Raw genomic sequence first — 26,474 nt, forward strand, 5'->3', positions numbered from 1 at the left:
AGGCCCGGCCGTCTGCCAACGACCGGCTGCCTAGGCCTGGCTCAGGAGCGAGCCCGGGACTGGGCCGGGCTGCGCGGCAGCGGCAGACCCGCGCGGTCCAGCACCGCCTCGATATGCTCCGACCAGGCCCGCGCGATCTTGAAGCTGCCGCTGTGGTTCAGATGGATCTCGTTGTACCAGTCGCCGCTGATGCCGGCGCTGCCGGGCGTGGCCAGGGCCAGCGGCACGGCGGTGGAGTCGAACACATGCAGGCCCGGGTAGGCCGCCGTATCGGCCGCCAGGTTCTTCAGCAACTGGGCCAGATGCATCACCATCAGGCGGCTGACCGCCGCCCAGTCGGCGCTGGGGATGTTGTAGGCCTTGAAGGCCGGGTACAGCCAGGGCCCGGCGCCCTCGGTGCCGGCCGGACGCGGCATCGGCACCGCATAGCAGTGCATGAAGACCGGCTTGCCGGCGGCCGGCCCCTGGTCGCGCAGGCTCAGCAGATGGCGCAGATTGGCGCTCAGATAGGCCGCCAGCGTCTGCCAGCCCGGTTCGGAAAAATAGCGCGCCACGCCATGCGAGGGCGGGCCCCACTCGGTCTGGTGGCGCAGCAGGCGCAGCTGCAGCGGGGTCAGCTCGGCCGCCGGGGTCGGGTCTTGCCCGGGGCGGGTCTCGGGGTGGGCCAGCACGCGGGCGGCGGCGATCAGGTCATTGCCGCCCACTGACAGCAGCACGCCGTCCCAGGTCGGAGCGTCGGCGCCGGTCAGCAGCCGCACGAAATCGGGCTGGGCCTGCAGGTCGACCAGATGGGCCAGGCCCTCGCCCTGGCCGGCGCAGTTGACGGCCGCCGCCGGCTGCTTGAAGACCAGTTCCTGCAGCAGATTGGCATGGGCATCCAGCTTGGCGGCGGCGTTCGAGAACCAGGAGTCCCCCTGCGCCAGCAAACGCCAGCGATAGCCGTCCAGGGTGGGCGCCGGGTTCGACCGCAAGTCCCCCGGCGTGAAGCAGGCCAGATGATCCAAGAGCTGTTCTCCCATAGATAGTGTTGGTGCCGGCGCGCCGGGGCGACCCGCGTGCGCCCGCCGATTGGAAGGCCTAGGGCCGGCATTTCGCCATGCTATAAACCCTGGGCATTGTTGGCCGGCGGCGCACCGTCTAGCCAGCAATTTGCAGAGTTTTCCCCGTGCTTTGGGCCAGGATGTTGCGGCCAGCCAACCGGGCTTGCCTACCCCTAGCCGCTTCTGTTCACTTGGCCTACCTCGCGCTGATCTTCAATGCCCTGATCTGGGGGCTTTCCTGGTGGCCGTTTCGGCAGTTCCAGGCCGCCGGCCTGCACCCCTTGTGGGCCACGGTGACGCTCTATCTGATCTCGCTGGGCGTCATCAGCCTGAGCGCCGGCCGTGCCTGGCGCGAGTTCCTCGGCACCCCCTCGCTGTGGCTGATCATGCTGGCCGCCGGCGCCACCAATACCGCCTTCAACTGGGGCGTGGCGCTGGGCGACGTGGTGCGGGTGGTGCTGCTGTTCTATCTGATGCCGCTGTGGGCCGTGCTGCTGGCGCGGCTGATCCTGGGCGAACGGCTGACCGGGCTGGCCCTGCTGCGCATGGTGCTGGCGCTGGGCGGGGCGGCCGTGGTGCTGGCGCCCGAGGCGGGCGGTTTCCCGCTGCCCTCCGGCCTGGCCGACTGGCTGGGTGTGCTGGGCGGCTTCACCTTCGCGCTGAACAATGTGATGCTCAAGCGCGAATCACACCGGGGCGCCCATGCCCGGGCGTTGGCCATGTTCAGCGGTGGCGTGCTGGTGGCCGGTTCGGCGGCGTTGCTGATGGGGGTCCAAGGCCTGGTGCCCTGGCCCAGCCTGCCGGGCTGGATCTGGCTGCTGCCGCTGACCGGCATGGCCGTGCTGTTCTTCTTCTCGAATCTGGCGCTGCAGTACGGCGCCGGGCGTCTGCCGGCCAATGTGACGGCCATCGTGATGCTGGTCGAGGTGCCGGCGGCGGCCATCTCGGCGCTCTGGCTGGGCGGCGGCAGCCTGGACCTGAAGACCGCCATCGGCGGTGCCTGCATCGTCGCGGCCGCCGTGCTGGCGGCGCTTGAGCGCAACGGGGGCCATTGAGCTAGCATCGCTTCCCAATCAGAGGAGCGCTGCCATGAGCCAGACCGTCTACGACTTCCAGGCCCGGTCCATCAAGGGCGAACCGGCCGACCTGGCCAGCCAGCGCGGCAAGGTGCTGCTGATCGTCAACACCGCCAGCGCCTGCGGCTTCACGCCGCAATTCGCCGGGCTGGAGCGGCTCTGGGAAGACTATGCGGCGCGCGGCCTGGTCGTGGTCGGCTTTCCCAGCAACGAGTTCGGCGGCCAGGATCCCGGCAGCAACGAGGAAATCGCCTCCTTCTGCGAGCTGAACTACGGCGTCAGCTTCCCGATGATGGCCAAGATCAAGGTCAATGGCGCCGAGGCCCATCCGCTGTGGAAATGGCTGAAGGGCGAGAAGCCCGGCATCCTCGGCACCGAGGCGATCAAATGGAACTTCACCAAGTTCCTGGTCGGCCGCGACGGCCAAGTGATCAAGCGCTATGCGCCCAATGACGCGCCCGAGAAGCTGCGTGAGGACATCGAGGCGGCGCTCAAGATCTGAGCCACAGGCGTCGATAGCCACTGCGCAGCCGCCCCTGGACCACCGCCTCGCGCAGCAGCGTGTTGACGGTCTGGCGAGACAGACTGGCCAGTGCGGCCAGATCGGCCTGGGTGGCGGTGATGGCCTGCCAGCCTTCAGCATCGGGCGGGCCGTCGGCGCGTTCGCGCGCCAGCTGGGCCAGGGCCAGGCCGAAGCGCTGGGCCGCACTGCGGTGGCGCGCGGCTTCCAGCAGGCCCAGGGTGCCGGCATAGCGCTGGGCGAACTCGCTGAGCAGGGCGCGGGCAAAACCCGGCACCTCATCCATCAGGAACTGGTAGGCCTGCGGGCCGAACACCCACAGCCGGCTGGGCCGGCGCGCCAGCGCCTCGTAGGCCGAGGGCCGGCCGGTGGCGAAGGCGGCGAGGCCGAAGAGCTGGGGCGGCTGCACATGTTCCAGCACCGAGATCGAGCCGTCGGCCGCGGTGAAGCGGGTCTCGATCTCGCCCTCGGCCAGGCCATAGAAGGCGGCGGTCGACTGGCCCTGGACGAACAGGCTGCGGCCGCGCGCCAGCCTGCGCTCCGTGGCCAGGCTGTTCAGTCTTGAGCACTGGAGGGCGCTCAGCGTCAGCGCCGAGAAGTTGGCGCGCAGCAGGGCCGGCAGATCGTCTGACATGGCCCCATTGTCGGGTAGCCGACATTCATCGCGGCGGCCCGGCCTTAGGCTTGCGCCATGAATGAAGACAGCCAGACACTGGATCAATGGGCGGCTCAGTACCGTCACTTCGCCGAGGTCGAATGCCCGCAGGACCCGCTCTATGTCGCGATCTGCCGCAGCGTGGCCGATTCGGCCGAGCTGCTGGCCCTGATGGCCGAGGCGCCGGCCACGCAGCGCCGGCCCAATCTGCTGCTGGCGGCGCTGCACGAACGGATTCTCTCTGGCGCGGACCATGAGCTGGCCGCCTACTACCCCAGCGTCGGTGGCACCCGCCTGCCCGATGCCGAGCTGCCGGACTTGCTGCTGGACTTCGTGCGCCGGCAGCGGTCGGCGCTGATCGCGCAGCTGCGCTCGCGCAGCACCCAGACCAACGAGATCGGCCGCTGCGCGGTGCTGTGGCCGGCGCTGCAGCACATCAGCGCGCTGAGCGGCCGGCAAGACCTGGCCCTGCTGGACTTCGGCTGCAGCGCCGGGCTGAATCTGGGCGTCGACGCCTACCGCTATGACTACGGCGGCTTTGCGCTCGGCGCGCTGGCGGCGACCGAACGTCCGACCGTCAACTGCCAGTGGCTTGGTGACGCCGCGCCACCGGCGCCCGAGCCCTGGCGGCTGCAAAGCCGCCTGGGCCTGGACCCGGCGCCCATCGATGTGCGGGACGAGGCCGCAGTGCGCTGGCTGCGCGCCTGCCTGTGGCCGCATGACCGCGAGCGCGCGCACCGGCTCGATCAGGCGCTGGCCCTGGCGCGCACGGCCGCCCATCCGCTGCGCCGGGCCGAGGACTGCCTGGCCGAGATCGAGCCCTGGCTGGACGGTCTGCCGGCCGGCGTGCAGCCGGTGTTGTTCAACAGCTGGGTGCTGGCCTATCTCGAGCCTCGGGCGCTGGCCCGGCATCGCGCCCAGGTCGAGCGCCTGCTGCGCGAGCGCGGCTTGATCTGGCTCAGCGCCGAGGCCGCCGCGCTGCGCCCGCCGGCGCTGGCGCAGCCGGCGGTCTGCGAGGCCAGCGACACCTTGTGGACCCTGCAATGGGCCGCCGGCGCCCTGTGCCAGGCGGTGCTGGCCTGCTCGCATCCGCACGGTCGCTGGCTGCGCTGGCTGGCCCCACCGATTCGCGGGTGACCCTGTAAGAGTTGTCAGTGGCGCGCGCCGGCAAAGCAGACTTCGGCCTGTATGCTGGATCTTCAGGGAGATCCACCCGCCACGATGCGAGTCCGCCGTCACTGTTGTCTGCTGTTGAGTGCGCTGTTCTTGCTGCCGGCCTTGCAGGCCCAGCCGGCGCTGCTGCGTGTGGTGGGCAGCGCCGATCCGCCGTTCCGCATCTTTGCCGAGAGTGGGGCGACCGGGCTTTACTACGATCTGATGAACGAGGCGGCGCGCCGCCTGGGCTGGCGTGTCAGCTATGCCGAGGTGCCGTCGGCACGGGCCTTCAAGCTGATGGAGCAGGGCGAGGCCGATCTGATGCTGGGCCCGCTGCGCACGCCGGAGCGCGAGCTCTTTCTCAGCTACACCCGCGTCGTGCTGCCCAGCGAGGACAAGGCCTTCTACACCCGGCCCGACGCCGCGCCGGTGCGCAGCCTGGACGACCTGGGCGGCCGCAGCATCGCCGTGCACCGCGGCAAGCGCTATGGTCGCGTCTTCGATGCCGACACCCGGCTGCAGCGCCAGGAGGTCAACGACTATCGGGCGGCGCTGGAGATGGTGGCGCGCGGCCGTCTCGACATCGCCGTGGCGCCGGAGCGCGAGGGCGATCTGCTGCTGCGCGAAACCGGGCTGGGTCTGCTCAAGCAGCCCTGGCTGCTGGCCGGCGAGCCGCCCCATGTGGTGCTGGCGCGTGCCTCGCCCTGGCTGGCCCGCCAGGCCGAACTGGAGCGCGCCTTCCTGGCCATGCGCGAGGACGGCGCCTGGCGCCGCATCCTGGAGCGCTACGGCCTGCGGGCCGCCCCATAATGCCGGCTGTCCCGATTGGAGTTGCACACCATGTTCAAGCACGTCGACGCCTACGCAGGCGACCCCATCCTGAGCCTCAACGAAGCCTTCCAGAAGGACGAGCGCGCGGGCAAGATCAATCTGTCGATCGGAATCTATTTCGATGACGACGGCCGCATCCCGATGCTGGACTCGGTGCGCCGCGCCGAGCTGGCCGTGGTGGCCGAGGCCGGTGCCCGGCCCTATCTGCCGATGGAGGGCGCGGCAAATTTCCGCAGCGCGGTGCTGGCCCTGCTGTTCGGCGAGAACCATCCGGTGCGCGCACGCACGGTGACGATCCAGAGCGTGGGCTCCAGCGGCGGCCTGAAGGTCGGTGCCGATTTCATCAAGCGCTACTTCCCCGACAGTGCCATCTACGTCTCCGATCCGACCTGGGACAACCACCGTGCGGTGTTCGAAGGCTCGGGCATTGAGGTCAAGACCTATCCCTATTACGACGCCAAGACCGGCGGCGTGCGCTTTGCCGACATGCTCGAAGCCATCCGCGCCCTGCCAAAGAAGAGCATCGTGCTGCTGCACGCCTGCTGCCACAACCCGACCGGTGTGGACCTGAGCCCCTTGCAGTGGGATGAGCTGATCCCGGTACTGGCCGAGCGCGAGTTGCTGCCCTTCCTGGACCTGGCCTACCAGGGCTATGGTGAGGGCATTGAGGAAGACGCCTTCGCGATCCGTGCGATGGCCGACGCGGGCCTGTCCTTCTTCGTCGCCAACAGCTTTTCCAAGAGCATGAGCTTGTATGGCGAACGTTGCGGCGCGTTGAGTGTGGTCTGCCCCGACGCGGCCCAAGCGGTCAATGTGCTGGGCCAGCTGAAATTCATGATCCGCCGCAACTACTCGAACCCGCCGCTGCACGGCGGCCAGATCGTGGCCCGCGTGCTCAGCGATCCGACACTGCGTGCGCTGTGGGAGGGCGAGGTGGCCGAGATGCGTCAGCGCATCATGGCGATGCGCAACAGCCTGTTCGAGGTGCTCAGCGCCAAGCAGCCGGGCCGCAATTTCGACTACTTCCTGACCCAGCGCGGCATGTTCAGCTACACCGGCCTGTCGGCCGAGCAGGTGGACCGGCTGAAGAACGAGTTCGCCGTCTATCTGGTGCGTTCGGGCCGCATGTGCGTGGCCGGGCTCAACAGCAAGAACGTCGAGGCCACGGCCGTTGCGATGGCGGCGGTGCTAGGCTGACGATGCGGCCACATGCGGCCAGGTTATAGGCGGCGCTCGCGCTTTCATTGGTCCTGAGCCCGTCTTGTCCTTACTCTGCCGGCAGATCAGTGTCCAAGAGTCGGGATGAGTCAACATATTGTGGTGATCGGGGGCGGGGTGGTCGGTCTGACGACTGCCTGGGCCCTGGCCGAGCGCGGCCATCGGGTCACACTGCTGGAGCGGGAAGCCGCGCTGGCTTCAGGGGCCAGCCGCGCCAACGGCGGCCAGCTCAGCTACCGCTATGTCTCGCCGCTGGCCGATGAGGGCGTACCGCTGAAGGCGCTGCGCTGGTTGCTTGATGCCGACGGGCCGCTGCGTTTCAAGCCCGAGCTACGCTGGCACCAATGGGCCTGGATGCTGCAGTTCCTGCGCGCCTGCCGGGGCCCGGTGAACCGCCGCACGACGGCGCGGCTGCTGGAGCTCGGCGCGCTGAGCCAGGCGGCGTTCGCCGAGCTGCATCGCAGCGCCGGCCTCGACGCCGACGACATTGCACTGCGTGCGCCCGGCAAGCTGGTGGTCTACCGCAAGCCCGAGGAATTTGCGCGGGTGGCCGCGCGCGTTCGCGCCCAGGATGATGCCGCCGAGCGGGCGCTGAGCCATCAGGAGTGCGTGACGCTGGAGCCGGCGCTGGCCGACGGCGATGCCCAGCTGGCCGGCGGCATCTTCACCGAGGGTGAGGCCGTGGCCGACTGCCACCGGCTGTGCCTGCAGCTGGCCGAGCGCCTGGGTCGGCATGGCCAGTTCCAAGGCGTCGTGCGGGCGCAGGCCCAGGGCTTTGTGCTCTCGCAAGGCCGGGCGGTGGCGCTGCAGACCGATGCCGGCGAGCTGCCGGCCGATGCCTTTGTGCTGGCCGCCGGCCTGCACAGCCGGGGCCTGGGCAAGAGCGCCGGCCTGAACCTGCCGATCTACCCGCTGAAGGGCTACAGCCTGACCGCGCCGATCGGCGCCCAGCATCGCCCGCCCGAGGTCAGCGTGACCGACTTCGAGCGCAAGGTGCTGTACGCCCGCATCGGTGAGCAGCTGCGCGTGGCGGCTATGGTGGACCTGGTCGGCAACGATGCCCGCATCGATCCGCAGCGCATCGCCTCTTTGCAGCGCGCGGTGCGGGCGATGTTCCCACAGGCGGCCGACTATGACGCCGCTGCAGCCTGGGCCGGTCTGCGGCCAGCCACGCCCAGCGGCGCGCCCATCCTGGGCGCCAGCCCGGTGCGCAATCTCTGGCTCAATGTCGGCCATGGCGCTTTAGGCTTCACCTTCTCCTTCGGCTCGGCCCGCATCTTGGCCGAGCTGATTTCCGGCCTCCCCAGCCCGATCGCGCTGGACGGCCTGCGGCTGCCGGCATGAGCGCTCGGCTGATCCCCGCGCTGCCCTATGGCGCGACGCTGGGCCTGATCGCGCCGGCCGGTCCGCCCGCAGTAGGCAGCCTGGAGCGGGTGCCGGCCCTGCTGGCCGCCAATGGCTTCAAAGCCAAGCTGTTTCCCGGCTGCGCCGGCCCCACGCATCTGGACTATCTGGCCGCTAGCGACGCGCAGCGCCTGGCCGATCTGCATGCCGCCTTCGCCGACCCTGAGGTCGACGCGGTGCTGGCGCTGCGCGGCGGCTATGGCTGCGCGCGGCTGCTGGAATACATCGACACCGATCTGCTGCGCCGTCACCCGAAGCTGCTGATCGGCTTCAGCGACATCACCGCCTTGCACGGGCTGCGCGACGGCCTGGGGCTGGTGGGCCTGCATGCGCCGATGCCCGCCTCCAACTTGCTTGACGCCGACGCAAGCGCCGACGCCCATGCCTTGTTCAATCTGCTGCATCGGGGCTTGGGCGTCGGCGAGCAGATCGCACCGGCCCTGCCGGCCCATGGCCTAAACCAGGGTCAGTGCGCGGCGGGCCGCCTGATCGGCGGCAATCTGGCGGTCTTCGCGGCCCTGCTCGGCACGCCCTGGGCGCCGCGCGCCGAGGGCGCGATCCTGTTTATCGAAGATGTGGGCGAGGCGCCGTACCGGGTCGACCGTCTGCTGGTGCAACTGCGCCAGGCCGGTGTGCTCGACGCGGCGGCCGGCTTCCTGATCGGCAGCTTCAGCGACGCCGAATCGCCCGACGCGGTGCTGGCCGATCTGCTGAGCCCGCTGGGCAAACCGATGCTGGCCGGCTGGCCCTCGGGCCATTGCCGTCCGCATATCGCCTTGCCGCTGGGCTTGCAGGTCGAGATGGATGTCGCGGCGGGCTGTCTGACCCTGCTCTGAGCGGGCCGCGCGCTACGCTGTTCTGGGGATGGCGGGCGATCGCCCGGCCGCAAGAATGACGGCCTTGTCCCATTGATGTCCGGGAGATCGCCATGCTGCCCCACCATCCCACACTCGCGCTCGGACTGGCCGCAGCGCTGTTCGCCCCGCTGTTTGCGCCGGTCTGCTGGGCCCAGGACGGGCTGCTGACGCCGCAGGAGATCCAGCAAACCCTGGTCGGCAAGAAGCACCGCTCGACCATCAAGGCCAGCGGCGTGGTCACCCAGTGGGAGATGCGCGCCGACGGCACCATGCAGCTCTTCTATCCGGGCGGCAATGACAGCGGCACCTGGCGCCTCGACGACAAGGGCTACTGCACGATCTGGCGCAAGATGCGCGAGGGCAAGGAAGGCTGCTTCACCGTGCGCCGCCAGGGCGACCAGCTCGAGATCCTCAATGCCGAGGGCGTGGTCGGCTCGACGATCAGCTTGGGTAACTGAGTCCCGGCACGCCAAGGCCCGCCATCGGCGGGCCTTGGGCTTGCTGGCTTACCTGAACGAGTAGCGCAGCGACAGCGATAGCGTGCGGCCGAACGGGTCGCCGACGCGCGGATCCCAGCCGGCACCGACCACGTCATCGACGTTGTGATAGCTGAACGGCGGTGCCGTGTCGAGCAGATTGTTCAGCCCTGCGGTGATGACCATGTTCTTGAAGCCGGTGTAGCTGCCGAACAGATTGAAGGTCGTGTAGCTGTTGACATTGCGGCGCGGCGTGCCGAACCGGGTCATGTCCTGGTCCTTGTAGTCGGACTTGTAGACCGTCGTCAGCGTGGCGCTCCAGTCGTCCCGGCCCCAGCCCAGATCGGCGCTGAACTTGTCGCGCAGGTACAGCGTGCGCAGCGAGAACTCGCCGACCAGTTCCTGCAGCGGCAGGTTCGCCAGCGCACGCTCCTTGTGGCTCAGCATATGGGTGCCGTTGATGCTGGCACGCCAGGTGCCGCTCGTGTGCTTGAACTGGTAGGCGGCGCCCCAGTCGAGGCCCTTGGTCGAGCTGTCGGCGGCGTTTTCCCAGCCGGTGGTGACCAGTGTCACGCGGCCGGAGGCGTCGCGGGCGAAGCGGTCCGAGAACAGCGCGTAGTTATTCTTCACTTCGGACAGCGTCAGCTTGCGCAGACGGTCGTCCAGATCGATACGCCAGTAGTCGGCATACATCGTCAGGTCGCGCACCGGCGACACGACGATACCTATCGTGCCTTGCTTGGACTTCTCGGGCTTCAGATTGGGGTTGCCGGTGACGATGTAGTCCAGCCGGCGTGCGCAGTTCGGGTTGGCTGGATCGGCGACCGGACATTGCGCCGGATCGCGCCAGTCCGAGGTATCGAGCAGCGGCGCCGTATTGGGCGCCAGCTGCTGGAAGCTCGGGGCCTTGAAGCCAGTGTTGACCGAGCCGCGCAGCAGGAAGACATCGTTGGGCTGGTAGCGGAAGGCGATCTTGGGATTGGTGGTGCTGCCGACGTCGCTGTAGCGGTCATGGCGCAAGGCCAGTTGCAGATCCAGCCCCTTGAACACGGGCACGGCCAGTTCGCCGTAAACCGCCTTGATGTCGCGCGACTGCTTGCCGATGGCGCTGTTGCCGGGGCACAGCAGCACATCATTGGCGCCGTTGCTCATGCCGGAGACGCAGTTGAAGGCGTCGGGCTGCGGCGCGAACTCATAGGTCTCCTTGCGCAGATCAAAGCCCAGCGCGAAGTCCAGCGAGCCGGCCGGCAGTTTGAACAGCTCGCCCGACAGCGCGCCGTCGAACTGGGTCAAGGTGGTTTCGCCGCCCTGCAGACGACCGCGCGCCTTGGTCGATTCGATCAGCTCCATCGCGGCCTGGGTCTGCTTCTCGCCGGGCTTGAGCCAGGGGTTGATCAGACCCGTCTTCAGTGCCGTGTTGAGCTTGGCGGTATAGGCATAGCCGTCGATCAGGTTGGACCAGGCCTCGGCCTTGGCGCTCGACAGTCCCAGCTTGTAGGCATAGGCGCCGATCTCGCCGTCCAGACCTGCGGCCAGGCGCTGGTTCTCCGACACGTTCTCGATCACGCGGTTGCCAAAGTCCTGCATGCGCCAGCGGTAGGCGATCGGCTTGGTCGGGTCGAAGTCGTTGACGCCGTAGTCCTTCAGGTTCAGGTAATGGGGACCGTTGACCGGGTAGTGGTTGCCTGCCGCTGCAGTGGTGCTGAACTGTGCCGGCGTCAGCTCGGCCTTGCTTTCGGTGCGCGAGGCGGTCAGTTCGACGAAGGCCGTGTGGCGGTCGTTGATCAGGAAGTTGCCACGCGTCACCAGGTTGTAGGCGTCGTTCGGCGCAGCCAGCATGTACTGGCTGCCGTAGTCGGTGTTGCAGAGGTAGCGAGTCGCCGGTTGAGCGGCGTTCCACAGCTGAGGTTGGTACTGCACGCCGGTCGCGATGGCATCGCAGTCGCCCTGCATGCTGAGCAGATTGATACGCGTGTACTTGGTGGCGTCGCCATTGCCGACAGTGGAGCCGGTGGCGCCCAGGGCCGTGTTGGCAATGTTGATGATGTTGGCAAACGGGTGGCTGGAAGAATCGGGCGAGAGATAGCGACCAGGCTGGAAGCCATTGGCCCAGCTGCGCTCGCTGCCGCGCAGGATGTCGTCCTTGTCCAAGGTCAGGCTGCCAAGGATGTTGAAGCGGTCGCGGTCCAGATTGCCGAAGCCGCCGGTGATGCTGGCGCGGCGCTTGGTGCCGCCACCGGATTCGAGCGGCTGCGAGTAATTGACGGCGACATCGACGCCCTGCATGTCCTTCTTCAGGATGAAGTTGATCACGCCGCCGATCGCATCGGTGCCGTAGATCGCCGAAGCGCCGTCCTTCAGGACCTCGACCCGCGCCACGGCGGCCATCGGGATCGCGTTCAGGTCGACCGCGCCGCCACTCATGCCATGGGTCGAGATGCGGCGGCCGTTCAACAGCACCAGCGTGCTGCCCGGGCCCAGCCCGCGCAGATTGGCATTGGCCGAGCCGCCGGTCAGGCGGTCGGTGTCGCTGCCGAACACATTGTTATTGGCCACTGCGCTGTCGGCGCCGGTGCCGTTGATGCCCATCTGGCTGAGCATCTGCTCGGCCGTCGTGATGCCCTTGCTGTTCAGTTCGGCGCCGGTGATGACCTGCACCGGCAGTGCACCCTCACCACTGAGTCGCTTTATGCTGGAACCGGTGATTTCCACCCGCTCGACTCTTTGTACCGGCGCGGCACCCTGTGCCCATGCCACGCCCAAGGCTTGCGCGCCGATGCCGATCAGCGCAAGGCTGCGCGCGAGTTTGCTCAGTTTCAAAGTGCTACTCCTCTTTGGATTTGTCATGACGCTGGCGCGTCCCCGACGAATGATTGGTGTGCCCGCCTTGCCCTTCGGCCTCGTGGGCCGGCAGGCCGCTCTCGGCTTGCATTCATGATCAAGCACACCCCGGGTTTGCCACCATAGGGCTGCCACCTGTTTGTTGCGCTGGCCCCGATGAATGCTTGTCGCGTGCATATAACCTGTTGGAATGCGGGCCCGGCTTGGGCGGCAGCCAGGCGCTACAGTCGCAAGCCATCCCGGCCCTATCGATACCGTCATGTCTTCGAGTTCCTTGTCCCGACTGGCTCATTCGGTGAGCCTGCTGCTGGCCACGCTGAGCCTGGCCGGCTGCGCCAGCCTGCAGCCCGCTGCGCCCTCGCTGCCCGCCGAGGTCAGGACGGCGCTGGATGCGGCCGGCATGCCCGAGAGCGCGCTGGGCGTCGTGGCCTTTGCGCTCGACGCGCCGGACCAGGGCCTGCGCCTGCAGGCGGATCGCGCGATGCAGCCCGGCTCGGCGATGAAGCTGGTGACGGCCATCGTCGCGCTGGACCGGCTGGGGCCGCACAGCCGCGGCCGCAGCGAGCTGCTGGCCGAGGCCGCGCCGCAGGGCGAGCGGCTGGCCGGCCCGCTGTATCTGCGCGGTGGCGCCGACAGCGCGCTCGACTGGGGCGCGCTGTGGCTGATGCTGCGCCAGCTGCGCGAGCAGGGCGTGCGCGAGATCCAGGGCGGCCTGGTGGTGGACCGCCAGCTCTTCCTTCCGGCGCGTGCGGACCTGGGTGCCCCGCCCTTCGATGAGGCGCCCGAGTTCCCCTACAACGTGATCCCCGACGCGCTGAACCTGAACGGCCAGCTGCTGCGCTACCTGCTGCAGTCCGACGGCGAGCGGGTGCAGGCCCGGCTGTTCCCGGCCTGGCCCGGCATGAAGGTCGACACCAGCCGGCTGACGCTCAATGAGCGGCCCTGCGCCGACTGGGCGCGCGACTGGCGGGTGCCCGAGCTCGGCCGCGACGCGGGCGGCGTGGTCGTGATGCTGCAAGGCGGCTTTCCGAAGCACTGCCGCGCCGCGCCCGAGCTCAATCTGGTCGACCGCCAATGGCTGGCGGCGCAGTCCCTGCGCCAGCTCTGGCGCGAGCTGGGCGGCGTGATCGAGGGCCCGGACCGCGAGGCCGCGACGCCGGCCGGCGCTGTCGTGCTGGCCAGTCACCAGGGTCGGCCGCTGATCGAGGACCTGTTTCCGATGATGAAGCGCTCCGACAATGCGCTGACCCGGCTGACCTATCTGCGACTGGGCGCGGCCGCAGCGGCGCCCGGCGAGCCCACGGCGGCGGCGGCCGAGCGCGTGGTGCGGGCCTGGTTCGCCGAGCAGGGCATTGCCGACCAGGGCCTGGTGCTGGACAACGGCTCCGGCCTGTCGCGCAGCGAGCGCATCACGCCGGCCCAGCTGGCGGCCCTGCTGCAAGCGGCCCAGCGCGGCCGCCATGGCCCCGAGCTGCTGGTGAGCCTGCCGGTGGCCGGCGTCGACGGCACCTTGGCGCGGCGCTTCAAGGGCGGGCCGGCCGAGGGCCGGGCACGCCTGAAGACCGGCACCCTGCGCAATGCGATGGCGCTGGCCGGCTATATGCCCGATGCGCGGGGCCGGCTGTGGGTGGTGGTGGCCTTGCTGAACGACGAGCAGGCCGCGGCCAAGGGGCGGCCGGTGCTGGATGCGCTGATCGAGTGGCTGGCGCGCCGCTGAGCGCGGCGGCTCAGGCGGGCGCCCACTCGATCTCGAAGCAGCTGCCCCGGCCCGGTTCGCTGTCCACGCTCAGCCGTGCCCCCAGGCGCTGGCTGCAGGTCACATAGGCGATGAACAGGCCCAGGCCGCTGCGGCCGCGGCCGAACCGGCTGGAGACATAGGGGTCGAAGATGCGCAGCAGCAGCTCGGGCGCGATGCCGGCACCGGCATCGCGCACCCGCAGGCGCAGCAGCACAGCCTCGGCCATATCGATCTCGACCCGCACCTGGCCGGGGCCGCCGACATAGGCATGCTGACGGGCGTTGTCGAAGAGCTGGGCCAGCACTTCGCTCAAGGCCTCGGGTGCGACCATCGCGCGCTGCCGGGCATCGAAGTCGAGCAGCAGCTGTTGCTGCAGCGGCAGCTCCTCACCCTCGGCGCAGCCGCGCTGCCAGACCGATCGCAGCAGTGCGGCCAGCTGCACCTGCTGGCGCGGCTCGGCCTCGATCTTGAGCTTGTCGTAGCTGGACAGCAGCGCGATGGTGCGCTCCAGGCTGCGCGTCACCAGCGCGCAGGACTGCTGGCATTGCTGCAGCAGGCGCTCGAACTGGCTGCGCGTCAGCCGGCCGGCCGCGCTGTCGTCGGCCAGCTGCTGCAGCTGCTCGGCGACGGTGCTGGCGGCCGTCAGCGCCGAGCCCAGCGGGGTGTTCAGCTCATGGGCCACGCCGGCCACCAGGGCACCCAGACTGGCCAGCTTGCCGGCCTCGACCAGGCGCTGCTGCAGCGCCTGCAGGCGCCGCATGCCTTCGGCCTGGGCGGCCGCATGCTGCTCGGCGCTGAGTCGCTCGGCCTGGGCATGCTCCAGCTGCAGGCGCTGGTGATGCAGGGTCAGGTCTTGCCGGGCGGCCTCGCGCACATCGTCCAGCTGCAGCTCGTAGGCGCGCGCCTGCGCGGCCAGGGCCTCGTCGACCCGCCCCAGCCGGGCCAGCAGCGGCGCCAACTGCTTGAGCCGGCGCGAGATCTGCGGCAGCGCGCGGCGCTGTTCGTAGTGCGCCAGCACCTCCTGCAAGGCCTGCACCGCCGCCTCGGTCCGGCCGCTGGCCGCCAGCCAGACGCCCTCGGCGCAGCGCATCTCGGTGCGCGCCATCGAGACCTTGTCGCCGCCCCGGGCCACATAGTCGAAGCCGCGCGCCAGATCGGCGGCGGCCGCCTCCAGCTGGCCCAGTGCGACCTTCTCCTCGATCACGCCGGACAAGGCATTGGCCGCCGCGCCCCAGCGCTGCTGCGCGGCATTGACGGCCACGCCCTCGTCCAGCGCGGCGAGCGCGGCCGCCGGCCGGCCCAGCGCGCGCTCGCACTGCGCGATGCCGACGAACATCTGCGCCCAGGGACCGGCATCGCCGTTGGCGCGGTACAGCGCGATCGCCTCGCGCCGCACCGCGATCGAGCGCTCGAACTGCTGCAGGCGCTGCAGCGCAAAGCCCAGCTGCATCAGGGCCTGGGCCAGCAGGGCGGGGCGACCCTCGTCGCGCGCCAGACCCATGCCGCGCTCCAGCGCCTGCAGGCCCGGCTCGAAGCGGCCGCTGCGCACATGGCTGCGGCCCAGCGCCACCTGCAGCGTGCTCTGTGCCGCCCGGTCGCCCAAGGCCTCGGCCCAGGGCAGGGCGCTGGCGACCAGTGCGTCCAGCTCCGGATAGCGCATGGTCTCGGTCAGCAGCTCCACCAGCAGCAGCGCCAGATCGACCCCGGCCGCGCTGGCCGGCTCGGGCGGCAGCGCCGCGAAATACTGCAGCGCCGGCTCCACCAGCTCGGACGCCAGCGTGGGCTGGGCCAGATAGCGCGGGCGCTGCTGCGCCAGCCAGTCGGAGAGGGCGTCAGCAGGGCTCATGTCGAGTGATTCTGCCTGCAGCTCAGGCCGGCACCGGCCACTCGATCTCGAAGCGGCAGCCCTGGCGCGGCCGGCTCTCGACGCGGATGCGCCCGCGCAGGCGCTGCATCACGGCCGCCTGCGCGATGAACAGGCCCAGGCCGCTGCGCCCGCGGCCGAACTGGCTGGACACATAGGGATCGAAGACGCGCGGCAGCAGCTCCGGCGCGATGCCGGCGCCCTGGTCCTGCACCAGCAGCCGCGCCTGCCCCTCGCGCACGCCGGCCTGCACCCGCACATGGCCCGGTGCACCGGGCGCATAGGCATGGCGCTCGACGTTCTGGAACAGCTGCACCAGCACCTCGCCCAGGGCCTCGGCATGGGTGTGCAGCTCCAGCGCCGCATCCAGCTCCAGGCACAGCCGGGTGCCGGGGCTCAGCGCCCGCTCCCAGGCCGAGCGCACCAGTGTGTCCAGGCGCAGGCGGCGCGGCAGATCGGGGGCCTGGCCGGCCGCCTGGTAGGCCTGCACCAGGGCCAGGGCCTGTTCGATATTGCGCCGCGCCAGCTCGGCGCCCTGCTCGCAGCTTTGCAGATCGCTGAGGAAACGGCTGCGCGACACGGCCCCGCCGGCCACGCAGCTGCCCAGCGCGCGGCTCAGGTCGGCGGCCGTGCTCAGCGCGGTCAGCGCGGTGCCCAGCGGGGTGTTCAGCTCATGGGCCATGCCGGCCAGCAGCTGGCCCAGGCTGGCCAGCTTGCCGGCCTCCAGCAGCTCGGCCTGCAGCTCGCGCTGCAGCGCCAGCGCCTGCTCCAGCGCGCCGTTCTTGGCCTGCAGTTCCAGCGCATGGGTCTCGCTATGGGCCTGCTGGCTGCGCGCATGGGCCAGCTCGGCGCGCTGCAGCTGGGCGGCGGCGTCCTGGCGGCCGGCCTCGCTGACCTCCTCCAGCTCCAGCGCATGGGCCTGTTCCAGCGCCGCGCAGGCCGCCTCAGCCCGGCCATCCTGCAGCAGCCAGGGCACGGTCTGGCGGATGCGCCGCGCCACCTGGCGCCGCATCGACCATTGCCGGCTCTGCACCACCACCTGCTGCATCAGCTCGACCGCGCGCGCGAACTCACCGCGCCGGGCCGCCAGCAAGGCCTCGGCCGCCAGCAGCTCCTTGACGATGCGTTCGGCCCCGGGGCCGGCCAGCGCCAGGCAGCGCCGGCCCTCCAGCAGCGCGGCCTCGGCGGCCGCCTCGTCCTCGCGGGCCAGGCTTTCCTCGGCCACGCCGGACCAGCTGTTGACCGCCGCGATCCAGCGCCGCTGCGCCATCGCCATCTGCGCGCCCTCGCGCAGCGCCGCCAGCTGGGCCTCGGGCTCACCTAAAGCGCGGTGCGCCACCGAGATCGAGACCAGCAGGTCCACCCAGCGACCGCGATCACCGCCGCTGGCCGCCAGCCGCAAGGCCTCGCGCATGCAGTCAATCGCGCGCCGCCATTCGCGCTGGGCCGACAGGGCCTGGCCCAGCACACGGGCGCGGTGCGCCTGGTCGGCCGGCTGCGGGCTGGCCTCGCTGAGCACCGTCAGCGGCTCCAGCAGGGCCAGGGCCTCGCTCAGGCGACCGAAGCGCAGATGCATGCGGCAGCGCAGCGACAGCGCCGCGATGCGGCTGCTCAGCGAGCCATGGCCGGCCAGCAGCCAGGGCAGCACCGGATCGAGCACCGCCTCGATCTGCTCCGAGCGCCACAGCTCGCCCAGCATCTCGGCCAGGTGCTGGGCCAGATCGACCGCGAAGTCGCTGGGCCCCTCCCGCATCACCTGGTCCAGCAGCGCGCGCGCCGGCTCGATCAGCACCTCAGCGGCGCAGGGCTCGGCCAGATAGGCCTCGCGCTGGACTTGCAGCCAGCGAGTGCGGGCCTCGGGCGATGAGGGACTGCTCTCGGACATGGACCTGTACCTGAAGCTCTGGGCCGATTCTGCGTCATTGCGCGAACCCCTGCCGTTCGGACCGGGGGCCGCGACCAAGCCGTCATCGCGGCTGGCTAACTTCTGGCGCTCACAAAACCCACAGGAGATCCCATGCGCCCCATCCCCCTGGCCACCGCCGCCATTCTTGGACTGGCCCTGCTGGCCCCCGCCCAGGCCGCCGTGTCATTGAACAACGGCAGCCTGGCCTACAGCCAGGACTTCAACAGCCTCGCCAACGTCAACGGCAGCGATCCGCTGTGGAGCAATGACGCCAGCCTGGCCGGCTGGCATCTGCAGGCCGGCGCGGCGCTGGAGCTCAGCCCCGAGCGCCTGCGCGTCTCGACCAGCAGTGGCTCGGACCGCGCCCATATCAGCTACGGCCGCAACGGCGTCAGCGAGCGCGCGCTGGGCATGCAGGGCGGCTCCTCGCACCGCTACAGCCCGGTGGAGCCGGGTGTTGGCGAGGCCTTCGGCGCGATCGCGGTGGCCTTTGTGAACGGCGGCAGCGCGACGCTGGACGGCTTCTCCTTCGGCTACACCGGCGAGCAGTGGCATGTGTCCACCAATGCCAATACCGCGCACAGCCTGACGGTGCAGTACGCGCTGGGCGCGGCCGGCAGCCCGGCTCACACACTGAGCTGGACCGGCCTGGCCGGCGCCGATTTCCACAGCCCCACGCTGTCGGGCGGCACCACGGGCAATGGCAATCTGGCCGCCAACCGCATCACCGGCCTGGGCGCCACCGTGACCGGTCTGCAATGGCAGACGGGCCAGACGCTGTGGCTGCGCTGGGTCGACATCAACGACCCGGCCTCCGACCACGGCCTGGCCATCGACGACTTCAGCTTCACGGCCAGCGTCTCGGCCGTGCCCGAGCCCGGCAGCTGGGGCCTGATGCTGGCCGGCTTGGCGGGCCTGGGCTGGCGCGCACGCCGGCGCGCGGTCTGAGCGGTTTCAGCTGACCACCGGCCGCAGGATCTGCAGCGTACCGGCGTCGGCGTCGATCTCGGCATCGGCGCCGACCGGTATCGTGAACTTGCGCTTGATGTGGCCGATCATCGCGCCGCGATAGACCGGCACCTTCAGCGGCAACAAGTAGTCGTCGAAGACCTCGTCCAGGGTCAGCGTGCCGAAGCCGTCGCCGGGCTCGCATTTGGTGAACTTGCCGATCACGACGCCGGCCAGTTGCTCGAGCACCCCGGCCAGGCGCAGGGTCGACAGCATGCGGTCGACCCGGTAGATGTATTCGTTGATCTCTTCGAGGAAGAGGATGGCGCCGCGGCAGTCGGGGAAGTAGGGCGTGCCGACCAGCGAGGCCAGCACCGCCAGATTGCCACCGACCAGAGGGCCGCGCGCGCGGCCGCCGCGCAAGGTCGTGATGCGGTCCTGGGTCTGCACCAGATGGTCGCCGCGCTCGCCCGTCGGGTTCTTCAGCAGCGGGGCCTCGGCGTCCATCACCAGCGCGCGGAAATGCGCAACGCTGAAGGCATTCCATTCCGACACCGCCACCGGCGCATGAAAGGTCACCAGACCGCTGCGCTGATGGATCGCATTGACCAGGCTGGTCAGGTCCGAGAAGCCGCCGAAGAACTTGGGCTGGCGCGCGATCAGCGCGTAGTCCAGCCGGTCGACGATGCGGTTGCAGCCCGAGCCGCCGGTCATCGCGAGGATGCCGGCCACCTGCGGGTCGGCGAACTGGGTGTTGATGTCCTCGGCGCGCTGCGCATCGCTGCCGCCGAACTGGCCGTAGCGGCCGCGCAGATGGGCACCGTGCCTGACCTTGAAGCCCAGCGCTTGCAAGGCCTCGGTGGCAATGGCGATGGGCTCACGCTCGTAGGTGGCGTTGGCCGGGCTCACCAGGGCCAGCGTGTCGCCGGGCTGCAGGCGCTTGGCGTAGATGGCCGGGCGGCGGGTCTGGGCCAGTGCCGGGGCGGCGGCCAGGCCGCTGCCGGCCGCAACCATCAATGCTTGGCCGAACTGGCGGCGAGCGAGGGTCATGTCTTGCCTTAGAGGACGCGGGGCAGGTCGCGGCGCACCGCGACCCGGTCGCCGAAGTCGAAATGCCACCACTCGGTGGCAATGCCCTGGAAGCCGGCCTCGCGCATCGCCGCGCGCAGCCAGCCGCGCTCGGTCAGCTGGGCGGCGCTGAGCAGGCCGCGCGCCAGATGCTCGGCCTCGTGGTCGGGATGCGAGGTCAGCGCCATCTCGTCGAAGCCCGAGCCCATATCGACCTCCTGGCCCTGCGGGTCCAGCAGGGTCGCATCGACCGCCATGCCGAAGCTGTGGATGGAGCCGCGCTCGGGGTTGGCCAGATACAGGGTCAGCGGCGTGCCCTGCAGCTCGGCCCACAGCACTTCCTGCACCCGCTGCGGCCGCAGCGCGTCCAGCACCCGCAGCCGGTAGCCGGGGCGGTGGGCGGCCAGCCAGGCGGCGGCGCGCTCCAGCGCATCGGCGGCCTCGCGGCGCAGATAGCCGCAGTCCAGCCCGCCATAGACATTGCGGCCGACGAAGTTGTCGCGCGTGGCGTAGCGCAGGTCCACCTCGATGCCGGGAATGCTCAGCAGCGCGCGGAAGTCGGGGTGCTGCGGCACCTCTTCGCAGGGGATCATGTCAGCACCCCGCTCGCCGGGTACGGCGAGCGACCCTCCGTGAGGGTAGGGCCTTGCTTGGGGCGGCCCGGCGCTGCGGCCCGCCGGATTGATGCGTCGCTCTCATCAGTGGATGCTTTCCAGATTCTGTTTGGCGGCCTCGCCCAGGTACTTGACGAGGCGGCGCGCGCTCTGCGCCAGCGGCGCGTTGGCTGCGGTCAGCAGATAGAGCTGCACGGGAATAGCCGGGGCCAGCGGGCGCAGGCGCACGCGGCTGCGGTCGGCGCTGGCGGCGGTGAAGGGGTCGACGATGCTCATGCCGACGCCGGCCTCGACCAGGGAGCGCGCCAGCTGGTAGGTCTGGACCGTCAGCCGGCTGATCGGCTGCAGGCCCAGGGCCTCGCAGGCATTCATCACCACATTGCCCAGCGGGTCCTCGGCCGGCAGCGCCACCAGCTCGGTGCCGATCTGCTCCAGCGGCAGCGGGCCGTCCTCGGCCGCCTCGGGCGAGCCGACCGGGCACAGCGCGATCATCGGGCCGCTGGCCAGCACCTCGGTCTTGATGCCGGGGTGGCGCGGGTCCTGCAGCGACAGCGCCAGATCGGCCTCGCCCAGCAGCAGGGCCGAGACGATTTCGCGCGTGTGGTTGGTGGCCAGCGTGCAATGGCCGGCCGGGTAGGCGCGGCACCAATGCGTCATCGCCGCCGGGATCACCGAGGCGCCCAGGGTCGGCGTCGCGACCAGGCGCACCTGCTCGGACTCGCCGCTGCGCAGATTGGCGGCCAGACGGCGGATCGCCACCAGATCGCGGTTGAGCTTGTCGATCTCGACGAACAGGCGCTCGGCCTCGGGGGTCGGATAGAGCTTGCCGCGCACCCGGTCGAACAAGGCCATGCCCAGCTGCAGCTCGCAGTGCTGCAGCACCTTGGTGACGGCCGGTTGCGAGATATGCAGCAGCTGGGCGGCGCCGCTGATCGTGCCGGCCTGCATCACCGCGTGGAAGACTTCGATATGGCGCAATCGCATGGTCAGCGTCCGTGCTGACAGCAGCGATTCAAGGGGCGGGCGAGGGACGGGAAGGGCTTCATGGCGCGGGAGCAATGGTCGGAGAGCGTGCCGACGCTCGCAACTGAATAGGGCTGGACAGAATATAACTTTTGGTTATCCGCTGCCGGGCGCAGCCCGCACGGCAATGAAAAAGGCAGGTCGGTGACCTGCCTGGCGCTTCGAGCCTGACCCTGCCTCAGAACTTGTAGCGCGCCTCGAGGTAGTACTGGCGGCCGCTGGCATCCACCTTCTGCTGTTCGGCCTCGCTGTAGCGGTAGGTGGCACGCACCGGGTTCAGCAGATTGGTGGCGTTGAACGAAAGTTGCAGCGCATCGCTGATGTTGTAATTCATCGAGAACGCGAGATTGGAGACCGGCGCGGCCATGGTCGGGGCGGTCGGCATCGCGACGCCGTTGATCACGCTCTGGCCCTGGCTGTTGGCAGTGGGCGAGGGCGCGGTCGAGCTGGACACGTACTCGCTGCGGTAGTTGTAGACCAGACGGGCACTGAACACATCGTTCTCGAAGTAGCCGCCCAGATTGGCCGCGTACTTGGAGGCGCCGACCATGGGCCGGCCGTCCTGTACCTTGGTGCTGGCGCTGCTGGCATTGGCGCTGAAGCCGAAGCCGGCGCCGATCGGCTGCTCGTAGCTGATCTCTATGCCGTGGATACGTGCCTTCTGCTGCGAGGCGGTGTTGATGAAATAGGTCTTGACGCGGTTGTCTACCGGGTCGACCAAGTCCACCGTGCTGTCCTGGCGCACCGAGCCGGTTTTCGGGTAACCCTGCATGCGCGAGCTGAACAGATTGACAGCCAGGATCGAGCGCTTGGCGAAGTACCAGGCCAGCGAGACATCGGTGTTGTTGGCCGTCAGCGGCGCCAGGTTCGGGTTCGGGCCGGTGACGGTGCAGCCGGCGGGCCCGCAGCTCTGGCCGCTGAAACCGGAGCCATAGACGTTGTAGTTCTGCCGGCCTATCGTGCGGCTCAGTCCCAGCCGGCCGATCAGGCGGGGGCTCAGTTCATAGCGCAGATTCATGCTGGGCAGCAGATGGTCGAACTGCTTGTGGCTGGGCACCTTGTAATAGACCGTGCCCTGGGCCGGATTGAAGGCCGCGCCGTCGAAGAAGGTGCTGCCGTCGCCGGCCGTGTTGATCGCGCCGGGGAAGGCCGCGCAGGGCGTGGCCGGCTTGCCGGGTTCGATCTTGGCGCAGGTGCCGGCCGGCAGCGGCGTGACGATCTGCGCGTCCACCGTGGTGCGCACCAGGCGCAGGCCGACATTGCCGGACCAGCGGTTGTTCGGGCCCTCCAGGTTCTGCATCAGATAGAGCGCACTTTGCTTCTCGCGCATCTCGATCTCGGAGGCGACGCGGCGCTCGAACTCGGGCGTCGTGGCCTTGAACTGCGAGGCCATGAAGCCGGTCAGCACGTCTTTCGGGAAGTAGAAGCCGCTGCGGTCCCAGTTGCCGCCGCCCAGCTCCTGGCCGAAATTGCCGGGATAGCCGATCGCCAGCGAGGGGTCGGGGCCGGCCAGCGCGGCGCTGCGGAAGGTCGGGGCCCAGCGGCGCAGGTCGCGCTTGTGCTCGGCATGGCGGGCGCCGAAGGCCAGGCTGGTGAACACGCCGCTGTCCTGGGTGTACTCGGCGTCGATCGCCAAGCTCTGCTCGCTGTCCACCGTCTTGGTGCTGGAGGCGGCACGCCCGACCAGCTTGTAGCCACTGCCATCGGCATTGAGCACCGGCAGATTGGCGCCGGCGCCGTGGTACTGGACGAACGGCGCCTCGTCGACCTTGCCCAGCGCATAGGACACGCCGGTGCCGTAGCGCGCATAGGTCAGGCCCTGGTCGAGCTGGGTCTCGCCGACACCCCGGGTGGTGCTGAACAGGCCCTTGACCACCAGGTCCTTGCTGAGCTGCCACTTGGCGTCCAGATCGAGGAAGCCGCTGCTGGCAGTCGCGCCGTCGCGGTAGAAGGCCTCGGAATTGCCGATGTACTGCGGGCTGGTGCCGTCGGCAAAGACGATGTCGGCGCTCTTCAGCACGCGCAGCTTGTGGCCGTACATCGTCGTCTGCTCGACGATCACCGGGTTACGGATCTGCGCGAACACCTGCTGGCCATTGGAATTGGTGTTGGCGGCCGCAGCGCCGGTAGCGCCGACCGAGTCGGCCTTGCCCAGCAGCATGCTGTACATAGCTCCCGAGTTCAGGCGGCCGAAGTTGTTGGCCTTCATCGACGAGTAGAAGCCCGTCAGCCCGATATCCAGGTTCTGGGTCGGGCGGGCCTGCAGCGCCAGCATGCCGCCGCTGCGGTCGCGCACGCCCTCGACGAACTCGCTGGACATCGAGCCCGGCAGGCGCACGCCGTTCAGGTCCGCCGCCTTGTAGCCGGTGCCGGCCAGCGATGCATCGGTGATGCCCTTCATCGTCGCGGTGTTGATCTCGCCCCAGCCGCTGCTGGTGCCGTAGGCGAAGCGCGAGGCGGTATCGCGGCGGATGTGGCGCTTCTCCTTGAAGACCTGTCCGATCACGCCGAAGTTGTTGGCCTCGTTCTTCCAGTTGAAGCTGGCGTTGAGCTGGGGGCTGGTCTTGCCGGGCAGGTCGGCATAGACCGCGCCGGCGCTGGCGACACCGCCGAAGCGGGACTTCTCGTCCAGCGGCTTGCGCGTCGTCACATCGATGGTGCCGGCCAGGCCGCCGTCGACGATATTGGCCTGCGAGGTCTTGTAGACGGTGGCCTGGTTCAGCACCGACGAGGGCATCAGGCTCAGCGAGGTGCTGCGCGAGCTGGACAGCTGGTCGGCCACATACCAGTCGCCGCCGCTGACCGTGTGGCCGTTGAACAGGATCAGGCTCATATCGGCATTGGTGCCGCGCATCGAGACCTTCTCGGCCTCGTCATAGTCGCTGCGCACCGCGACCCCGACCAGACGCTGCAACGAGTCGGCCAGATTCTTGTCGGGCATCTTGCCCACGTCGACGGCGGTGATCACCTCGACATTGCTGGACGCCATGCGCTTGATATTGATCGCCTGTTCGACCGAGGCGCGGATGCCGGTGATGGTCACGGTGCCGAGCTGCTGCGCCTTGAGCTTCTCCTCGGCGGCCTCGCGTGCCTTGCGCTGCTCGGTGGTTTCCGTGCTGTCCGGCGTCTGCGCGGCCGCGATCAGCGGGCTGCCCAGCAGCAGGCTCAGGGCCACGGCTTGGGCAATCTGGGTGGGTTTGAAGGTCATGCGAAGACTCCCCGGTTCGGACGTTTGGTTCTGCGACCAGCATCCGGGCCCGGAGGGCGGCTGTGCCTCCGCTACACGCGAACTATTGCTGGCGTGTGAATCATGGTCAGCGGCGCCGCCGCACAACAATTCCTTGTTGGCGGTGTTGCATGCATGGGTGTTATGGGTCGGCGCTTACCAGCGCGAGGTATAGGGCTTGGTCGGCCCTTCCAGCGGGGTCGTGGCCATGCGCATGCCGCCGGGTGTGGTCGCGGTGTCCAGCAGCGCGGCGGTCTCGGCGTCGAGCACGCCGTCGTAGAGCGCCGGGCGGTACTTCATCTGGAAGGTGACCAGGGTCTGCTTGGTTAGCTCGTCGAGCTCGCCGTGGCGCGGCACGTTGTAGCCGATGCGGGCCAGCTTGTCCTGGGCCCAGGCGGTGTCGGGCAGCAGCGCGGCATAGCCGCTGATCTTGGCCGCCACCTGGGCGGCGTCGGGCCAGGCGATCAGGCCGGCCTGGTGGAGCTGCTTCCAGGGGAACATCGGGCCCGGGTCCTGCTTGCGGCCCGGTGCGATATCGGCATGGCCGATCACGCGCTCCGGCTTGATGCCGTGGCGCGCGACGATGTCCTGGCTGAGCTTGATGACCGCGTCGATCTGCGGCTGCGAGAACGGCGCGTAGACGCGGCCCTCGGGCGTGTCCTTGTAGCCGGGGTTGACGATCTCGATGCCGATCGAGCTGGAATTCAGATTGCTGTGGCCGGCCCAGAAGCTCGGGCCGGCATGCCAGGCGCGGCGGTTCTCGTCGACCAGGCGGTAGATGGTCGGCGGCTCGTCGCGCACCAGATAGTGGCTGCTGACCTGGCCGCCGGTGGTCAGCACCCGCAGCGACTTCTCGTAGTCCAGCACCGTGTAGTGCAGCACCAGGAAGAGGGCGCGGCTGTCCTGGTTCTGCGAGGTGTGGCTGGTGTCGATGTGCAGGCCCTGGGGGCCGGTGGCGCAGGCGCCGAGCAGCAGGGCGCTGGCGAGAACGAGCAGGGTGTTTTTCATAGACGAGCCGCCAGCCGGGCGGCGGTGAGGTGAGGTTGCAGATCTTGCACGCGCAGCGCAATGGCTTCGGGCAGCGCCGCGCGCAGCCCTTCGATGATCAGGGGATGGAGCTGCAGCGCGCGGCCGGCGGCCACCACGGGGCGCGTCCCGTAGCGGCGCAGCAGGGCCAGCGCCAGCCGGGCCAGCTCGCCGCCGGCGCGCCGCAGCAGCGCGCGCGCATCCGCATCGGTCTCGGCGGCGGCGGCCACGGCCAGCGCCAGCCGGCCTATCGTGCCGCGCTCGCCGCCGTAGATGAACTGGCGGGTCAGGGCCCAGTCGCTGCCGCCTATGGCCTCGAACAGCGCGCGCGCCAGTGCCGACTCCTGCCAGCTGCCGGGCGCCTCGTCCTCGCGCCGCCAGACCCCGGCCAGCGCCTCGCGGGCGATCCAGAAGCCGCTGCCCTCGTCGCCCAGCAGCGCGCCGCGGCCGCCGGCCCGCTGCATGCGGCCCTGCGCGTCGATGAAGGCGGCGATCGCGCCGGTGCCGGCGTAGAGCAGATAGCCCTGGCCGGGCTCGAAGGCGCTGCGGTAGGCGATGTCCATATCGCTACCGCAGACCATCGCGGCCGGCTTCAGCCCCAGGGCCTGGGACAGGATGTCCTTCAGCTGGGCCGCGGCCGGGCCGTCGGCCTCGCCCAGGCCGGTGATGCCGGCGTACAGGCCGCTGGGTCGGCCGTGGGCCAGGGTCGCGAAGGCCAGCTGGTGGGCGGTCTGCGCCAGCGCCACCCGGCCCTCGACGCTGGCCAGCTGCAGGCCGCTGATGCCGGCCACATGGCCTTCGGCCAGGCGGCGCCCGGCTGCATCGGACAGCGCCCAGCGGGTCTGGGTGCCGCCGGCGTCCAGACCCAGGCCGAGCCGGGCGTCGCGGGGAGTGTCTAGCGGAACAACAGGCATGCGTCGGACGAGGTGTGGGCGGCTCAGCTTAGGGGCGCGGCCGCCGGCTCGCCAATGTCAATGCGCGCAGCGGG

The 26,474-nt window shown here is 69.7% G+C and carries 21 protein-coding genes; 10 read left to right on the forward strand and 11 right to left on the reverse strand.

The window, feature by feature from the left end:
• Positions 1-41: 41 nt before the first annotated feature.
• The gene (locus tag O5M90_RS17990; RefSeq protein ID WP_440402228.1) at positions 42-1,019 is read right to left on the reverse strand and encodes a hypothetical protein; all 978 of its coding nucleotides are present in this window, start codon (positions 1,017-1,019) and stop codon (positions 42-44) included.
• Positions 1,020-1,231: 212 nt separating this feature from the next.
• Here O5M90_RS17990 and O5M90_RS17995 point away from each other — a divergent pair, with 212 nt between their 5' ends.
• Both O5M90_RS17995 and O5M90_RS18000 read left to right on the forward strand, forming a co-directional pair.
• Positions 1,232-2,095 carry a DMT family transporter gene (locus O5M90_RS17995; protein ID WP_269839820.1) on the forward strand — a complete coding sequence of 288 codons (864 nt, stop codon included), beginning with the start codon at positions 1,232-1,234 and terminating at the stop codon, positions 2,093-2,095.
• A 34-nt stretch (positions 2,096-2,129) separates the two neighbouring features.
• A complete protein-coding gene (locus O5M90_RS18000; RefSeq protein ID WP_269839821.1) occupies positions 2,130-2,618 on the forward strand; it encodes a glutathione peroxidase in 489 nt (162 codons plus the stop codon).
• Here O5M90_RS18000 and O5M90_RS18005 read toward each other — a convergent pair.
• Entirely contained in the window at positions 2,608-3,270 is a 663-nt protein-coding gene (locus O5M90_RS18005; RefSeq protein ID WP_269839822.1) for a Crp/Fnr family transcriptional regulator, read from the reverse strand. The genes O5M90_RS18000 and O5M90_RS18005 overlap by 11 nt on opposite strands.
• A 57-nt stretch (positions 3,271-3,327) precedes the next feature.
• Between O5M90_RS18005 and O5M90_RS18010 the strand changes: the two genes are divergently transcribed.
• From O5M90_RS18010 to O5M90_RS18035, 6 genes are all read left to right on the forward strand, one after another.
• Positions 3,328-4,428, forward strand: coding sequence for a DUF2332 domain-containing protein (locus O5M90_RS18010; protein WP_269839823.1), 1,101 nt, complete (start codon positions 3,328-3,330; stop codon positions 4,426-4,428).
• A 114-nt stretch (positions 4,429-4,542) separates the two neighbouring features.
• Positions 4,543-5,256: a substrate-binding periplasmic protein gene (locus O5M90_RS18015; protein WP_269839824.1), complete on the forward strand. Its 714-nt coding sequence runs from the start codon at positions 4,543-4,545 to the stop codon at positions 5,254-5,256.
• Between the two features lie 30 nt (positions 5,257-5,286).
• Complete coding sequence (locus tag O5M90_RS18020) at positions 5,287-6,474, forward strand: amino acid aminotransferase (protein WP_269839825.1); 1,188 nt, start codon at positions 5,287-5,289, stop codon at positions 6,472-6,474.
• 105 nt (positions 6,475-6,579) lie between these two features.
• Positions 6,580-7,839 carry a D-amino acid dehydrogenase gene (locus tag O5M90_RS18025; RefSeq protein ID WP_269839826.1) on the forward strand — a complete coding sequence of 420 codons (1,260 nt, stop codon included), beginning with the start codon at positions 6,580-6,582 and terminating at the stop codon, positions 7,837-7,839.
• Positions 7,836-8,735, forward strand: a complete 900-nt coding sequence (locus tag O5M90_RS18030) for a S66 peptidase family protein (RefSeq protein WP_269839827.1) — start codon at positions 7,836-7,838, stop codon at positions 8,733-8,735. The genes O5M90_RS18025 and O5M90_RS18030 overlap by 4 nt, the downstream gene beginning before the upstream one ends.
• A gap of 92 nt (positions 8,736-8,827) precedes the next feature.
• Positions 8,828-9,214, forward strand: a complete 387-nt coding sequence (locus O5M90_RS18035; protein WP_269839828.1) for a hypothetical protein — start codon at positions 8,828-8,830, stop codon at positions 9,212-9,214.
• A 48-nt stretch (positions 9,215-9,262) separates the two neighbouring features.
• On the opposite strand, the gene O5M90_RS18040 is transcribed toward O5M90_RS18035, so the two are convergent.
• The gene (locus tag O5M90_RS18040) at positions 9,263-12,052 is read right to left on the reverse strand and encodes a TonB-dependent receptor (protein WP_269839829.1); all 2,790 of its coding nucleotides are present in this window, start codon (positions 12,050-12,052) and stop codon (positions 9,263-9,265) included.
• 280 nt (positions 12,053-12,332) lie between these two features.
• Here O5M90_RS18040 and dacB point away from each other — a divergent pair, with 280 nt between their 5' ends.
• Entirely contained in the window at positions 12,333-13,790 is a 1,458-nt protein-coding gene (dacB, locus tag O5M90_RS18045) for a D-alanyl-D-alanine carboxypeptidase/D-alanyl-D-alanine endopeptidase (protein WP_262971974.1), read from the forward strand.
• Between the two features lie 10 nt (positions 13,791-13,800).
• Here dacB and O5M90_RS18050 read toward each other — a convergent pair whose 3' ends face one another.
• Together O5M90_RS18050 and O5M90_RS18055 are read right to left on the reverse strand one after the other, a co-directional pair.
• Positions 13,801-15,657, reverse strand: a complete 1,857-nt coding sequence (locus tag O5M90_RS18050; protein WP_269839830.1) for a sensor histidine kinase — start codon at positions 15,655-15,657, stop codon at positions 13,801-13,803.
• Between the two features lie 22 nt (positions 15,658-15,679).
• Positions 15,680-17,560 (reverse strand): sensor histidine kinase, encoded by a 1,881-nt coding sequence (locus tag O5M90_RS18055; RefSeq protein ID WP_269839831.1) that lies wholly within the window; start codon positions 17,558-17,560, stop codon positions 15,680-15,682.
• 132 nt (positions 17,561-17,692) lie between these two features.
• Between O5M90_RS18055 and O5M90_RS18060 the strand changes: the two genes are divergently transcribed.
• Positions 17,693-18,529, forward strand: a complete 837-nt coding sequence (locus tag O5M90_RS18060; protein WP_269839832.1) for a PEP-CTERM sorting domain-containing protein — start codon at positions 17,693-17,695, stop codon at positions 18,527-18,529.
• 6 nt (positions 18,530-18,535) lie between these two features.
• Here O5M90_RS18060 and O5M90_RS18065 read toward each other — a convergent pair whose 3' ends face one another.
• The 6 genes from O5M90_RS18065 to O5M90_RS18090 all read right to left on the reverse strand — a co-directional run bounded on the left by O5M90_RS18065 (position 18,536) and on the right by O5M90_RS18090 (position 26,400).
• Positions 18,536-19,579 (reverse strand): S66 peptidase family protein, encoded by a 1,044-nt coding sequence (locus O5M90_RS18065; RefSeq protein ID WP_269839833.1) that lies wholly within the window; start codon positions 19,577-19,579, stop codon positions 18,536-18,538.
• An 8-nt stretch (positions 19,580-19,587) separates the two neighbouring features.
• Positions 19,588-20,190 (reverse strand): M15 family metallopeptidase, encoded by a 603-nt coding sequence (locus O5M90_RS18070; protein ID WP_269839834.1) that lies wholly within the window; start codon positions 20,188-20,190, stop codon positions 19,588-19,590.
• A gap of 105 nt (positions 20,191-20,295) precedes the next feature.
• Positions 20,296-21,195, reverse strand: coding sequence for a LysR family transcriptional regulator (locus O5M90_RS18075; RefSeq protein WP_269839835.1), 900 nt, complete (start codon positions 21,193-21,195; stop codon positions 20,296-20,298).
• A 217-nt stretch (positions 21,196-21,412) separates the two neighbouring features.
• Positions 21,413-24,442, reverse strand: a complete 3,030-nt coding sequence (locus O5M90_RS18080) for a TonB-dependent receptor (protein ID WP_269839836.1) — start codon at positions 24,440-24,442, stop codon at positions 21,413-21,415.
• 174 nt (positions 24,443-24,616) lie between these two features.
• Entirely contained in the window at positions 24,617-25,468 is an 852-nt protein-coding gene (locus O5M90_RS18085) for an N-acetylmuramoyl-L-alanine amidase (RefSeq protein WP_269839837.1), read from the reverse strand.
• Positions 25,465-26,400, reverse strand: coding sequence for an N-acetylglucosamine kinase (locus O5M90_RS18090; protein ID WP_269839838.1), 936 nt, complete (start codon positions 26,398-26,400; stop codon positions 25,465-25,467). The genes O5M90_RS18085 and O5M90_RS18090 overlap by 4 nt, the downstream gene beginning before the upstream one ends.
• Between the last annotated feature and the right edge of the window lie 74 nt (positions 26,401-26,474).

Origin of the sequence: Paucibacter sp. M5-1 (assembly GCF_027498415.2) — a bacterium.
In the GTDB taxonomy this organism is placed as follows: domain Bacteria; phylum Pseudomonadota; class Gammaproteobacteria; order Burkholderiales; family Burkholderiaceae_C; genus Roseateles_E.

What these genes read in the sequence shown, in the direction of transcription:
- O5M90_RS18035 (WP_269839828.1), top strand. Translation starts at nt 8,828, where the DNA reads ATGCTGCCCCACCATCCCACACTCGCGCTCGGACTGGCCGCAGCGCTG.
- O5M90_RS18070 (WP_269839834.1), bottom strand. Translation starts at nt 20,190, where the DNA reads ATGATCCCCTGCGAAGAGGTGCCGCAGCACCCCGACTTCCGCGCGCTG.
- O5M90_RS18085 (WP_269839837.1), bottom strand. Translation starts at nt 25,468, where the DNA reads ATGAAAAACACCCTGCTCGTTCTCGCCAGCGCCCTGCTGCTCGGCGCC.
- O5M90_RS18090 (WP_269839838.1), bottom strand. Translation starts at nt 26,400, where the DNA reads ATGCCTGTTGTTCCGCTAGACACTCCCCGCGACGCCCGGCTCGGCCTG.
- O5M90_RS17990 (WP_440402228.1), bottom strand. Translation starts at nt 1,019, where the DNA reads ATGGGAGAACAGCTCTTGGATCATCTGGCCTGCTTCACGCCGGGGGAC.
- O5M90_RS18050 (WP_269839830.1), bottom strand. Translation starts at nt 15,657, where the DNA reads ATGAGCCCTGCTGACGCCCTCTCCGACTGGCTGGCGCAGCAGCGCCCG.
- O5M90_RS18025 (WP_269839826.1), top strand. Translation starts at nt 6,580, where the DNA reads ATGAGTCAACATATTGTGGTGATCGGGGGCGGGGTGGTCGGTCTGACG.
- O5M90_RS18005 (WP_269839822.1), bottom strand. Translation starts at nt 3,270, where the DNA reads ATGTCAGACGATCTGCCGGCCCTGCTGCGCGCCAACTTCTCGGCGCTG.
- O5M90_RS18020 (WP_269839825.1), top strand. Translation starts at nt 5,287, where the DNA reads ATGTTCAAGCACGTCGACGCCTACGCAGGCGACCCCATCCTGAGCCTC.
- O5M90_RS18060 (WP_269839832.1), top strand. Translation starts at nt 17,693, where the DNA reads ATGCGCCCCATCCCCCTGGCCACCGCCGCCATTCTTGGACTGGCCCTG.
- O5M90_RS18030 (WP_269839827.1), top strand. Translation starts at nt 7,836, where the DNA reads ATGAGCGCTCGGCTGATCCCCGCGCTGCCCTATGGCGCGACGCTGGGC.
- O5M90_RS18075 (WP_269839835.1), bottom strand. Translation starts at nt 21,195, where the DNA reads ATGCGATTGCGCCATATCGAAGTCTTCCACGCGGTGATGCAGGCCGGC.
- O5M90_RS18065 (WP_269839833.1), bottom strand. Translation starts at nt 19,579, where the DNA reads ATGACCCTCGCTCGCCGCCAGTTCGGCCAAGCATTGATGGTTGCGGCC.
- O5M90_RS18080 (WP_269839836.1), bottom strand. Translation starts at nt 24,442, where the DNA reads ATGACCTTCAAACCCACCCAGATTGCCCAAGCCGTGGCCCTGAGCCTG.
- dacB (WP_262971974.1), top strand. Translation starts at nt 12,333, where the DNA reads ATGTCTTCGAGTTCCTTGTCCCGACTGGCTCATTCGGTGAGCCTGCTG.
- O5M90_RS18000 (WP_269839821.1), top strand. Translation starts at nt 2,130, where the DNA reads ATGAGCCAGACCGTCTACGACTTCCAGGCCCGGTCCATCAAGGGCGAA.
- O5M90_RS18055 (WP_269839831.1), bottom strand. Translation starts at nt 17,560, where the DNA reads ATGTCCGAGAGCAGTCCCTCATCGCCCGAGGCCCGCACTCGCTGGCTG.
- O5M90_RS18010 (WP_269839823.1), top strand. Translation starts at nt 3,328, where the DNA reads ATGAATGAAGACAGCCAGACACTGGATCAATGGGCGGCTCAGTACCGT.